Below are 12,068 nucleotides of genomic sequence, written 5' to 3'. Positions count from 1 at the left end.
CCCCCGTGCGCCCCGGCATCGTCGCGCCGAGCCACCCCGGCCTGGGCGCCACCCCCGGTGGTGGCTTCCACGGTGGTGGATTGGGCGGCGGGCTCGGCGGTGGTTTCCACGCCGGCGGTTTCGGTCACTGACACAGTTCACCGAGCGGGTTCGGCCGCCGATGCCGGACCTGCGGCTACGAGGCCGTGTGCTGCTCCAGGACGTCGAGGTAGTGCTGGTTGGACATGAGGCCGAGCAGATTGCCGAACGGGTCGACCACCGAGGCGGTGACGAAGCCCGGACCGCGTTCGGTGACGGGCTGATGTTCGGCGGCGCCGAGTTCGCGGAGCCGCCGCAGGGATGCGTCTCCGTGGCGACCGCGCGCCGCGACCTCGAGGCGCTGTCGTCGGCCGGAGTTCCGGTCTATCCGCAGCCCGGTCGCGGCGGGGGCTGGGCGCTGGTCGGCGGCGCCCGGACCGATCTCAGTGGAATGAAAGTCGACGAGGCTCGGGCGCTGTTCCTGCTGCTCGGTCCGGCCGCCTCGGGCTCTCCGGCCACCCGATCGGCGCTGCGAAAATTGGTGCGGGCCTTGCCGGAGACGTTTCGTGAGGAGGCGTTGGCCGCCTCGGCGGCGACGCTGATCGATCCGGCCGGCTGGGGCCGGCAGCCGCACGCCGAGCCGGCGGAGGTCGTGCTGTTGCAGCAGGCCGTCACCCGGCGGCGACCTGTCCGCTTCCGCTACGGTCCGGCCGGTCGCGAACGTGTCGTCGAGCCGTGGGGCGTCGTCGACAAGGACGCGGTCTGGTACCTGATAGCCGGAACCGACCGAGGGCGCCGGACCTATCGGGTCGATCGGATGAGCGAGGTGACCGTCGAAGACGGCGTCACCGTCGTCCCGGTGGATTTCGACCTGGCGCGGGCGTGGTCGGAAATCGTCGAACAGATGGAACGCCGCCGCGGCGACGTGTCGGCGATCGTGCACGCCGATGCCGGGATCGTGCCGGTCCTGCGTGATCGGCTGGGCCGGCACTGCGTCGAGGACGGTCCGGTCGAGGACGGCCGGGTACGGCTGCGGATCAGCGCCCACCTGCCGCGCGCGATCGCCGAACAGCTCGCCGGATTCGGAGGCCGCCTCGAAGTCGTTGCCCCCGAACCGATTCGGCGCGAGTTCGCCGCGCTGGCGGCCGAACTCACCGCGATCTATCGCTGATCAGCGGTCTCAGCGAGCGGTGAAACCACCGTCGACGGCGACCGCCGCGCCGGTGACGAAGCTCGCCTCGTCGGAGAGCAGGTAGGCGCACAGGGACGCGATCTCCTCCGCGCGGGCGATCCGGCCGAGGGGATGCAGCGCCGCGACCGCTGCCTCGCCTTCGGGGGTCGCGCCCATCGACGAGCGGAAGGCGGGAGTATCCACCGCGCCCGAGACCAGGGCGTTGACCCGCACGCCCTCGGCGGCTGTCTCCAGCGCTACCGCGCGGGTCAGGCCGACCACGCCGTGTTTGGCCGCGACGTACGGAGCGACCGAGGCCATGCCTACCACGCCGAGGTTGGAGGCGTTGTTGAGAATCGCCCCGCCGCCGGACGCCAGCAGTGCCGGGACCTGGGATCGCAGGCCGAAGTACACACCGGTGAGATTCAGTTCCAGATCGGCCCGCCAGCCGTTTTCGTCGATGTCCTGCACCGGACCGAACGAGTTGACCGCCCCGGCGTTGTTGAATGCCGCGTCCAGCCGCCCGAATTCGTCGATGGCGGTGCGAGTGAGCCGCTCCACGTCCTCGGCCACGGTGACGTCGGTCGGCACGAAGACCGCCCGGCCACCCTCGGAGCGAATGTCCGAGGCGATCCGATCCCCGGCCTCCTTACCTCGGGAGCCCAGCACCACCGCGGCGCCTTCGGCCGCCACGCGCCGGGCCATGGCCGCACCGACCCCACTGCTCGCGCCGGTGATCAGCACGACCTTCGATTCGAACCGGTTGTCCATTGTCGTCTCCATATCCGTTGTCTGCCACGCGATCTCGCGGCAGGTGCCAGTCAAGTCGTGCGGAGCCGGCAAAGCTGGCGGGATTCGGACCTGTAGTTGATACGTCATCTAGCGAGCGGAGGGTATACCGCTGGGTAACGGAGGCGGGGCTGTGAGTGCAGATGCACGATCGGTGACAATGACTCGGTGAACAGTCCTCGACTGATTGCCCTGGATGTGGACGGGACCATCCTGCAGCCGGGCGCACCCATGAGCCCGCGGGTGCGTGCGGCGGTGCGCGCCGCGGTCGATGCGGGCGCCCACGTGGTGATCACCACCGGCCGCACCCTGCTGGCCACCCGTCTCGTGATGGAGGAGCTGGGACTCGAGGAGGGTCAGGCGCTGTGCTCGAACGGCGCTGTGCACGTCGACATTTCGAACTGGGAGCCGCTGGCTGTGCACACCTTCGATCCGGAACCGGCAATCGCGACGCTGCGCGCACTGCTGCCCGATATGGTGCTCTCGGTGGAGAAGGTGGGCGTGGGCACCTGGGCCACCGGCTACTACCCCGGAAGCTTCCGGCTCGGCGAATTCCGCTTCGTCGACGATGCGGAGTTGAGCCTGGAACCCACCACGCGGCTGAACGGCTGGTGGCCCGGCGGCAGCCTCGACGAAATGATCGACGCCGTCGGCGAACTCGATCTCCCCGGCGCCGGCTGGGTGCACGGTGAGGACGAACCGTGGCTGGTCGCCTCCAAACAGGGGGTGTCCAAAGGCTGGGCGCTGGAACAACTTCGCCTGGCCCTCGACATCCCGCTGGAGCAGACCCTCGCCATCGGTGACGGGTACAACGATATCGAAATGCTCACCTGGGCAGGGCATTCCGTCGCCATGGGGAATGCGGTGGCCCCGGTCCACGAGCTCGCCGACGAGACGACCGCCGATATCAGCGAGGACGGGGCGGCCCTGGTGCTGGAGCGCTGGTTCGGGGGATGAGCCCCCGCGCCCGAAGCCGCGCGACCGATGCGAGGCCGGGCCGAATCAGGCCGAGAGTTCGAGGGACAGCCGTCCGGCGGCGTGATACCGGTCGAGCGCGACCTCCGTGAGAAGCCGGTGCGGCCCGATCGGGGGTGCGTGCACGAGGCCGGGTTCGGCGTCGGCCAGCCGGTCGATGAGCAACCCTGGGGCGAGGAACCAGGGGGCGACCATCACCCGGCGGGCTCCCCGGCTGCGCAGATCCGCCACCGCTCGGGTCAGCGAGGGCTGCGCGGTCGCGAAGCAGATAGCGGACCGCCAGCCGGTGCCGTGCGTGAGCGCCGTCGCGACCTCGGCCGTGATCCGGTTGGCGGCCGCGGACGAGGACCCGACAGCGGCGACCGCGATACCCAGACCGGTGTCGTCGCGATCGGCGCCCGCGTCGAACGCTCGATCCCGCAACGCCGCCACGAGTCGTGCATCGGTTCCGAGCACATCGGCCTGTGTGATCCGCAGCAGCGGATGCCGGTGGCGGGCGGCCGCCAGCATGCCGGGCAGGTCCACCCGGGCGTGAAACGCGCTGCCCAGCAGCAACGGGACGACGACGGCTTCGGTATGTCCCTGTGCCGCAACGGCATCGATGACCTGTTCCACCGACGGGGTGTTCAGATCCAGGAATGCCAGTCGCACGTCGACATCCGGACGCTGTCGGGCGATCTCGGCGACCACGGCCGACATCGTCGCCGCGGACCGCGGATCACGGCTCCCGTGTGCGACCGCGATGAATGCCGGGGCGCGCCCGTTCCCGCCGAACTCGGTGCCGGAGGGCATCGCGTGCGCGGCGAACGGCCGCAGCGACCGCTCGCCGTTCCCGAATGCCCTGCCGGCCGAACTCATCTCAGTTACCGACCTCGACCGAGGTCAGCACGTCGCCCACCAGACCGGCGGCCAGGGTGTTACCGCCCGCCGGGTCGATGAGCAGGAAGCTGCCGGTGTAGCGGTTGACCCGGTAGTCGTCGGCCGCGATCGGCTCCGCGACGCGCACCGAGATGCGGCCGATGTCGTTGAGCGCCAGCGATTCCGGATTCGGATCGGCGGCCAGGTTCTGCTCGTCGAACCGCTCGATCAGCGCGCCGACGATGGCCTGCGTGGTCCGGGTGCCGTGCTTGAGCAGCAGGCGGGCGCCGGGCCGCAGCGGCTTGTCGCCGAGCCAGCAGACGGTGGCGTCGAACGAATCGATCGGTTCGGGTGCGTCGGCGGCCGCGACGATGGTGTCGCCGCGCGAGATGTCGACCTCGTCGGTGAGCAGCAGGGTCACACTGCGGCCCGGCTGGGCGGAGGGCAGTTCGCCGTCGGCGGTGTCGATGCGGTCGACCGTGGTCCGGATGCCGGAGGGCAGCACCACGACCTCGTCGCCCTTGGACACCACGCCCGCGGCGACCTGTCCCGCATATCCGCGATAGTCCGGATACTCCGCCGTCCGCGGGCGGATCACGTACTGGACGGGGAAGCGCAGCCCCACCTGATGGCGGCCGGTGCTGTCGGCATCGACCGGCACCGACTCGAGGTGCTCGATCAGCGAGGGGCCGTCGTAGAACGGGGTTTTCGCCGACCGCGACGCGATGTTGTCGCCGTGCAGCGCCGACACCGGAATCTCCACCACGTCCTCGGCGGCCCAGCCGAGCTTGCTGGTCAGCTCGGTGAACTCGGCCACGATCTGCTCGAACACGGCCTCGGCATCGTCCACCAGATCGATCTTGTTCACCGCCAGCACCAGCTTCGGCACACCCAGCAGCGCCATCACCGCGGCGTGGCGCCGGGTCTGCTCGATGACACCCTTACGGGCGTCGACCAGCAGGATCACCAGCTGTGCCGTCGACGCGCCCGAGACGGTGTTGCGGGTGTACTGCACGTGGCCCGGGGTGTCGGCGAGCACGAAGGACCGCTGCGGCGTCGCGAAGTAGCGGTAGGCCACATCGATCGTGATGCCCTGTTCGCGTTCGGCGCGCAGGCCGTCGACCAGTAGCGAGAGATCGGGGGTGGCCAGACCCTTGTCGACCGAGGCCCGGGTGACGGCGTCGATCTGGTCGGCCAGCACCGATTTCGTGTCGTAGAGCAGGCGTCCGACCAGTGTGGACTTGCCGTCGTCGACACTGCCGGCGGTGGCCAGTCTCAGTAGGTCGGACATCAGAAATAACCCTCTCGCTTGCGGTCTTCCATGGCGGCCTCGGAGACGCGGTCGTCGCCGCGGGTCGCGCCACGTTCGGTGAGTCGCGACGCGGCGACCTCGGCGAGGATGTCGTCGTTGGTCGCGGCATCGGAAAGTATTGCGCCGGTGGTGGATCCGTCACCGACGGTGCGATAGCGCACCGACTTGACGACCAGCTCCTCACCCTCGCGCGGACCACCCCAGGAACCCGGGGTCATCCACATGCCGTCGCGCTGGTACACCGGCCGCTCGTGCGCGTAGTAGATGGTCGCGAGTTCGACGTTCTCGCGCGCGATGTAGCGCCAGATGTCGAGTTCGGTCCAGTTGCTGAGCGGGAACACCCGCACGTGCTCGCCGGGCGCGTGCCGGCCGTTGTACAGGTTCCACAGTTCCGGACGCTGCCGCTTCGGGTCCCAGCGGCCGAACGCGTCGCGCAGCGAGAAGATCCGCTCCTTGGCCCGCGAACGCTCCTCGTCGCGGCGGCCGCCACCGAAGACCGCGTCGAAGCGATTCTCGGTGATGGCGTCCAGCAGCGGCACGGTCTGCAGCGGGTTGCGGATACCGTCGGGCCGTTCGGTGAGGCGGCCGTCGGCGAGGTACTCCTCGACGCTGGCGACGTGCAGCCGCAGCCCGTACTTCTCGACCACATGGTCGCGGAAGGCCAGCACCTCGTCGAGGTTGTGGCCGGTGTCCACGTGCAGCAGCGAGAACGGCAGCGGCGCGGGCCAGAATGCCTTGAGCGCCAGGTGCAGCAGGACCGTGGAGTCCTTACCGCCGGAGAACAGGATCACCGGCCGCTCGAATTCGCCCGCCACCTCACGGAAAATGTGGATGGCTTCGCTCTCGAGGGCGGCAAGGGTATCGAATTGTGTATCGGTCACCGTTGAAGTCATGAGGCGTGCAACCCGCATTCGGTCTTGGCGAGGCCGGCCCAGCGGCCGCTTCGCGGATCGGATCCCGGTTCCGGCTTCCGTGTGCACGGAGCGCAACCGATGGACGGATATCCCTCCTCGACGAGAGGGTTGACGAGAATGCCGTGCTGGTCGATGTACGCGGCCATCTCGTCGTCGGACCAGGCGGCGATCGGGTTGATCTTCACCAGGCCGAAGCCCTCGTCGAAGGAGATCAGGGGCGCGTTGGCCCGGGTCGGGGCCTCCACGCGCCGGATGCCGGTCACCCACGCGTTGTAGGGAGCCAGCGATTTCTTCAGCGGCACCACCTTGCGCAGCCGGCAGCATTCACCGGCGTCGCGGGCGAACAGATCCTTGCCGAGCAGCTGATCCTGTTCGGCGACAGTGTGTTCGGGCTGCACGTTCACGATGTTCACGCCGTACACGGTCTCGACCGCGTCCCGGGTGCCGATGGTCTCGGCGAAGTGGTAGCCGGTGTCGAGGAACAGGATGTCGACGCCGGGCCGTACCTGCGCGGCCAGCTGCACCAGCACCGCGTCCTGCATATTCGAGGCGACGATATAGCCGGAACCGAAGGTGTCCTCGGTCCACTGCAGCAGCTCGGTCGCCGAGGCGTCCGGGCCCAGCTGCGCCGCGCCGTCCTCGGCGATCCTGCGCAGCTCGGCTTCGCTGAGCTTGTCCAAAGTGGTTGCCATACTGAATCTCCCGTTACCGAAGGTCGGCTTCGTCGGCGCGGACAGCCCATTGCGCGAACCGCTCGCCGTCGTTGCGGTTCTTGACGAAATTGCGGACGACACGCTCGATGTAGTCGCCGAGCTCCTCGCTGGTCACCTTGTGCTGGCGCAGCTTGCGGCCGAAGGCGGCATCGAGCCCGAGAGTGCCGCCCAGATGAACCTGGTAGCCCTCGACCTGATTCCCGTTGCCGTCGTCGACCAGCTGGCCCTTGAAGCCGATATCCGCGATCTGCGAGCGGCCGCAGGAGTTGGGGCAGCCGTTGATGTTGATCGTGACCGGCACATCGAGTTGCGCGTTGATGTCGGCCAGGCGCTGATCGAGTTCGGGCGCGAGCACCTGGGAACGCTTGCGGGTCTCCACGAACGACAGCTTGCAGAACTCGATACCGCTGCAGGCCAGCAGGTTTCGCCGCCAAGCGGACGGGCGGGCCTGAAGTCCGAGCGGCTCCAGCTCGCTGATCAGTTCCTCGACCTTGTCGTCGGGAACGTCGAGCACCACGAGCTTCTGGTACGGGGTGAACCGGATCCGATCGGCGCCGATCCGCTCGACCGCGTCCGCGACCTTGGTCAGGATCGTGCCCGACACGCGGCCCGCGATGGGGGAGAAGCCGATCGCGTTGAGCCCGTTGCGCAGCTTCTGCACACCCACATGGTCGATGGGGCGGGTGGGCTTCTCCGGCGCCGGGCCGTCGATCAACGTGCGCTGCAGGTACTTGGTTTCGAGAACTTTCCGGAATTTCTCGACGCCCCAGTCCTTGATCAGGAACTTCAACCGCGCCTTGGTCCGCAGGCGGCGGTAGCCGTAGTCGCGGAACAGCGAGACGACCGCCTCCCACACATCCGGCACCTCCTCGAGCGGCACCCAGGCGCCGACACGCTGAGCGAGCATCGGGTTGGTGGACAGGCCGCCGCCGACCCACAGATCGAAACCGGGGCCGTGCTCGGGGTGTTCGACGCCGATGAAGGCCACGTCGTTGATCTCGTGGACCACATCCTGCTGTCCGGAGATCGCGGTCTTGAACTTGCGGGGAAGGTTCGAGTACTCCTTCTTGCCGATGTAGCGGCGGGTGATCTCCTCGACCGCCCAGCTGCCGTCGATGATCTCGTTCAGCGATTCACCGGCCAGCGGGGAGCCGAGAACCACGCGCGGGCAGTCGCCGCAGGCCTCGGTGGTCTGCAGGCCGACCGCCTCGATGCGCCGCCAGATCTCCGGAACGTTCTCGATCTCGATCCAGTGGTACTGCAGATTCTCGCGATCGGACAGGTCGGCGGTGTCGCGGCCGAACTCGGTGGAGATCTGACCGAGGGTGCGGACCTGCTCGACGTTCAGCGCGCCGCCGTCGCAGCGGATGCGCATCATGAAGTACTTGGCTTCGAGCAGATCGATGTTCTCGTCACCGGTCCAGGTGCCGTCGTAGCCCTGCTCGCGCTGGGTGTAGAGGCCCCACCAGCGGAAGCGGCCGCGCAGATCGCTCTTGTCGATCGAGTCGAATCCGCCCTTGGCGTAGATGTTCTCGATGCGCGAGCGGACGTTGAGCGGATTGTCGTCCTTCTTGCTCTGCTCGTTCGGGTTCAACGGCTCCCGGTAACCGAGAGCCCACTGGCCCTCGGACTTGCGGCGGACCGGCTTGCCGGTGCGTTCGCGCGGCCCGGAGGCCTCCGGACGGGGCCGGGCACGACGCTCACGGGCGAGGCGTTCACGATCGGCGCGAACGGACTCGGGGGTGGGACCGGCGTCGGTACTCGACGTCATAGGGTCGCTCCTGAAGAAGATGGATCAGGCCTTGCGGCAGGCGGGAGGGGCTGGCTCGCGCCTTCGGTGTTCAGCGAATCGGACCGATGGGCATCGCGACGGATGCCGGGAACCGGGAGAGGGGAGGCCGAGCTACCGGAGGCGATCCGGCAGACAACTGGCACTGCAGACACGCTTGAAGTCGACATGGCGGCGCGCCACGAGTCGTACTCCAAGTCCGGTCATGACAGTTATTGTGCCATGTCAGATGGGTCTTTCCGACGGGTGGGTCATATTCTCCGCAAAAAAGCGGGAAATTCCCTGGACGGCCGTCCTAATTTGTGAGATGCGTCATAGATCAAGCGGATTCGCCGATTGCCGTACCGGTGGGTCTGTCCGGTGGGGGCGGCCAGGGCAGCACGACGAGCTTTCCGGTCGCTTCGTCGTTCTCCATCCGGCGATGGGCCGCGGCGATGTCGTCCAGTGCGACAACGCGGTCGATGTTCGGAGGCAGAACACCCGCTTCGACTCTGTCGACGATGCGCTGCAACACGGCCGTGCCGCCCGCGCATTCGTCGCTGTGGAAGGCGGTGAGCCCGGTTCCGGACGGGATCATCGCGATCGGCTCGAAGTCCGGGATCAGCCATCCACTGAGCGAGCCCGCCACACAGACGGTGCCGCCGCGGCGAACCAGACGAAGCGAATCCACCGCCGTGCGCGCCCCGACCAGATCCAGGACGTAGTCGGGGCCCTCGGGCCAGATCGCGGGTACGGCCTCGGCGAGGGATCCACCCTCGTCGGCCAGAACGTGATCGGCGCCGGCCGCGATCAGCGCAAATCGGGCGCAATCCGATCTCCAGCGCCTCCGGCTCGCCCGCTCGCACACAGACCGCCGCACGCATCGTCGTCTCGCTCATGCGTTCACTGTCGTGGACCACCGAGGCGGCCGACCACCGATAGAATGCCACGCTATGCCCGTTCGCCGCCACGCCGCCGAGACGGGGCCGACGTCGCGTCTGTGGCCGTCCGGGGGCGTTCACCAGTGGGCTTCGGGAGCGTCGAGTTCGGTCCACGCCCATGCGCGCGGACATCTGGTGTACGCGGCGCGCGGTGTGCTGTCGGTGTACACCGATCGGGGAACGTCGATCGTCCCGGCCAACCGAATCGGCTGGACCCCAGCCGGATTCACGCATCAGCATCGCGCGCACGGACGCACCGACATGCGGATCGTCTTTCTCCCCGCGGCGCCGGCCCGGCTGCTACCGGATCGCCCCGCGGTCTTCGGAGTCACCGATCTGGCCCGCGAGGTCTTCCTCAGTCTCACCGGGCCCCGCGATCACGACCGCGGCGCGCGCGCCCGGCTCCATCGCGTTCTCGTCGACGAACTCCGGGAAATTCACGAGCAGCCGCTGCAACTGCCGCAACCTCGCGACGACCGATTGCGGGCCGTCGCGCGGATCCTGTACGACAACCCCGCCGACACCACCCCGCTGGCCGAACTCGGGCGGGCGGTCGGCGCGGGCGCGCGCACGCTGAGCCGGCTGTTCCACGACGAGCTCGGCATGACCTTCTACGAATGGCGCACCCAGCTGCGCATCTCGCACGCCCTCGTGCTGCTCGCCGAGGGCCACGACGCCACATATGCCGCGCACGCCTGCGGGTGGGCGAACCCCAGCGGTTTCATCGCGGCCTTCACCGAGATCGTCGGCACCACTCCCGGCAGATACGCCCGTTCGCATCGTCGGCAACCGGCACCGGAGGCGGTCGACTGACCGGTGTGCCGCCGGTCACCGCGGCGCACCGGGCACACTGGTGGGGTGACCGCATCCGCTCCCGAACAGACCACCGCCGCGCCGACGCTGCGCGATTTCGGCGGCGGGCCGTTCGGGATCTACGTGCACGTCCCGTTCTGCGCCACGCGCTGCGGTTATTGCGATTTCAACACGTATACGGCGGGGGAGCTGGGGTCCAGCGCCTCGCCGGAGTCGTGGCTCGAGGCGCTGCGCGGGGAATTGGCCACGGCGGCAGCGGCTTTCGCCGAACTGCCGAGCGCGCAACCGCCGGTGTCGACGGTGTTCGTCGGCGGCGGCACCCCGTCGCTGCTGGGCGGGGACGGCCTGGCCGACGTCCTCGCCGCCATCCGCGCCGAATTCTCCCTCGCCGCCGATGCGGAGGTCACCACGGAATCCAATCCGGAGTCCACCTCACCGCGGTTCTTCGAGCGCATCCGAACCGCCGGGTACACCCGCGTCTCGCTCGGCATGCAATCGGCCGCGAGCCACGTCCTGCGCATCCTGGACCGCACCCACACGCCCGGCCGCGCCGTGGCCGCCGCTCGCGAGGCGCGAGCCGCCGGTTTCGACCACGTCAACCTCGACCTGATCTACGGCACACCCGGTGAATCCGACGCCGACCTCGACGCCAGCCTCGACGCGGTCCTCTCCGCCGGCGTCGACCACGTCTCCGCATACTCTCTGATCGTCGAGGACGGCACCGCCATGGCCCGCAAGGTCCGCCGCGGCGAACTCCCCGCACCCGACGAAGACACCCTCGCCGCCCGCTACGAACGCATAGACGCCCGCCTCACCGCCGCCGGTTTCGACTGGTACGAGGTATCCAACTGGGCCACAACACCTTCCGCCCGCTGCCGGCACAACCTCGGCTACTGGGACGGCGGCGACTGGCTCGGCGCCGGCCCCGGCGCGCACAGCCACCTCGGCGGAGTGCGGTGGTGGAACGTCAAGCATCCGGGCCGCTACGCCGAGCGCGTCGCCTCCGGCGCCGGACTGCCCGCCGCCGGATGGGAGGCACTGACCGACGCGGAGCAGTACACCGAACGGGTGATGCTGCGCGTGCGCTTGCGGTCCGGACTACCGGTCGAGGAATTGGACGCCGATGGGCGCACGGCACTCGAGAGTGTGGTCGCCGAGGGACTTGCCCGGGTGGCCGATGGTCGGCTCGTCTTGACCGATAGAGGACGCCTGCTCGCCGACGGAGTCGTCCGCGATCTGCTGAGCTGACAGTCGCCGTCTCTCGAGACGATGTGACGCATGCGCGCAGTGGTTCCGAATAATCCTGCGATACTTCGCAGTTCCGGCAAGTCGTTACCTTTGCGCACCACTGGTTCGGCCGATACCGTCGGCGGCGAGCCGAGATCTGGCCGCGCACTTCGAGACCTGGATCGACCGAGCCGTGCGTCGCCTGCGCGAGGAGCAACCAGCCACCTGGTAGTCGCGCAGTGGATCGGCCGATTTCGCCCCGAATTCGGCGCCGCCGCCCGGGCGCGGGCCCGGACAGCGTAGGGTTCGAGGCAACTTGAGGAGATCCATGTCACAGGCACGCCACATCACACTTGTCCACGAGCAGAGCGAGTTCGCCGAAACGCGCGCCGCGGAAAAGGCCGAGGTCGCACGGCGCGGCGCGCTCGCCGCGCGGGCGGTGGCCAGTCACTCGACCGGAGTCGACGACTGCCAGGCGCTGCTGACGATGCTCGGATTGGATGCGGCGGCAGGCAAACTCGTCGCCGAATCGGACTGAGTTCGCGCATCGGGCGACGATCGGACGTCGT

Annotated in this window: 13 protein-coding genes and 1 pseudogene; 5 read left to right on the top strand and 9 right to left on the bottom strand. The window is 68.7% G+C overall.

Annotated features, from left to right (window positions below):
* Nucleotides 1-175: 175 nt before the first annotated feature.
* Nucleotides 176-346: pseudogene (locus NK1_RS35600) on the bottom strand (VOC family protein); the annotation flags it as partial.
* On the opposite strand from NK1_RS35600, the gene NK1_RS09030 reads away from it, so the two are divergent.
* The gene (locus NK1_RS09030; protein WP_063008095.1) at nt 302-1,189 is read left to right on the top strand and encodes a helix-turn-helix transcriptional regulator; all 888 of its coding nucleotides are present in this window, start codon (nt 302-304) and stop codon (nt 1,187-1,189) included. The pseudogene NK1_RS35600 and the gene NK1_RS09030 overlap by 45 nt on opposite strands.
* Nucleotides 1,190-1,198: 9 nt before the next feature.
* Here NK1_RS09030 and NK1_RS09025 read toward each other — a convergent pair whose 3' ends face one another.
* Entirely contained in the window at nt 1,199-1,960 is a 762-nt protein-coding gene (locus NK1_RS09025; protein ID WP_063008063.1) for an SDR family NAD(P)-dependent oxidoreductase, read from the bottom strand.
* Nucleotides 1,961-2,146: 186 nt separating this feature from the next.
* On the opposite strand from NK1_RS09025, the gene NK1_RS09020 reads away from it, so the two are divergent.
* Complete coding sequence (locus NK1_RS09020; protein WP_063905939.1) at nt 2,147-2,935, top strand: HAD family hydrolase; 789 nt, start codon at nt 2,147-2,149, stop codon at nt 2,933-2,935.
* 45 nt (nt 2,936-2,980) lie between these two features.
* On the opposite strand, the gene NK1_RS09015 is transcribed toward NK1_RS09020, so the two are convergent.
* The 7 genes from NK1_RS09015 to NK1_RS08990 form a co-directional block, all read right to left on the bottom strand.
* Complete coding sequence (locus NK1_RS09015) at nt 2,981-3,745, bottom strand: sirohydrochlorin chelatase (protein ID WP_063008093.1); 765 nt, start codon at nt 3,743-3,745, stop codon at nt 2,981-2,983.
* A 67-nt stretch (nt 3,746-3,812) separates the two neighbouring features.
* The gene (locus tag NK1_RS09010; protein ID WP_063008062.1) at nt 3,813-5,102 is read right to left on the bottom strand and encodes a sulfate adenylyltransferase subunit 1; all 1,290 of its coding nucleotides are present in this window, start codon (nt 5,100-5,102) and stop codon (nt 3,813-3,815) included.
* A complete protein-coding gene (gene cysD / locus NK1_RS09005; RefSeq protein WP_086007204.1) occupies nt 5,102-6,034 on the bottom strand; it encodes a sulfate adenylyltransferase subunit CysD in 933 nt (310 codons plus the stop codon). The genes NK1_RS09010 and cysD overlap by 1 nt, the downstream gene beginning before the upstream one ends.
* Nucleotides 6,013-6,729 (bottom strand): phosphoadenylyl-sulfate reductase, encoded by a 717-nt coding sequence (locus NK1_RS09000; protein WP_063008061.1) that lies wholly within the window; start codon nt 6,727-6,729, stop codon nt 6,013-6,015. Before NK1_RS09000 ends, cysD begins: the two co-directional genes overlap by 22 nt.
* Before the next feature lie 13 nt (nt 6,730-6,742).
* Nucleotides 6,743-8,521 (bottom strand): nitrite/sulfite reductase, encoded by a 1,779-nt coding sequence (locus NK1_RS08995; RefSeq protein WP_063008060.1) that lies wholly within the window; start codon nt 8,519-8,521, stop codon nt 6,743-6,745.
* 132 nt (nt 8,522-8,653) lie between these two features.
* Nucleotides 8,654-8,746, bottom strand: a complete 93-nt coding sequence (locus NK1_RS36180; protein ID WP_368854180.1) for an Ms4527A family Cys-rich leader peptide — start codon at nt 8,744-8,746, stop codon at nt 8,654-8,656.
* A 112-nt stretch (nt 8,747-8,858) separates the two neighbouring features.
* Complete coding sequence (locus NK1_RS08990) at nt 8,859-9,398, bottom strand: zinc-binding dehydrogenase (protein ID WP_157104151.1); 540 nt, start codon at nt 9,396-9,398, stop codon at nt 8,859-8,861.
* 73 nt (nt 9,399-9,471) lie between these two features.
* Between NK1_RS08990 and NK1_RS08985 the strand changes: the two genes are divergently transcribed.
* The 3 genes from NK1_RS08985 (at nt 9,472) to NK1_RS08975 (ending at nt 12,037) form a co-directional block, all read left to right on the top strand.
* The gene (locus NK1_RS08985; RefSeq protein ID WP_084460708.1) at nt 9,472-10,272 is read left to right on the top strand and encodes an AraC family transcriptional regulator; all 801 of its coding nucleotides are present in this window, start codon (nt 9,472-9,474) and stop codon (nt 10,270-10,272) included.
* 45 nt (nt 10,273-10,317) lie between these two features.
* Nucleotides 10,318-11,520: a radical SAM family heme chaperone HemW gene (gene hemW, locus NK1_RS08980; RefSeq protein WP_084460707.1), complete on the top strand. Its 1,203-nt coding sequence runs from the start codon at nt 10,318-10,320 to the stop codon at nt 11,518-11,520.
* A 307-nt stretch (nt 11,521-11,827) separates the two neighbouring features.
* A complete protein-coding gene (locus tag NK1_RS08975; protein ID WP_063008059.1) occupies nt 11,828-12,037 on the top strand; it encodes a hypothetical protein in 210 nt (69 codons plus the stop codon).
* Nucleotides 12,038-12,068 lie beyond the last annotated feature (31 nt).

Source organism: Nocardia kruczakiae NBRC 101016 (assembly GCF_001612965.1).
In the GTDB taxonomy this organism is placed as follows: Bacteria; Actinomycetota; Actinomycetes; order Mycobacteriales; family Mycobacteriaceae; genus Nocardia; species Nocardia kruczakiae.
This window is presented reverse-complemented; position numbering and strand designations above follow the sequence as displayed.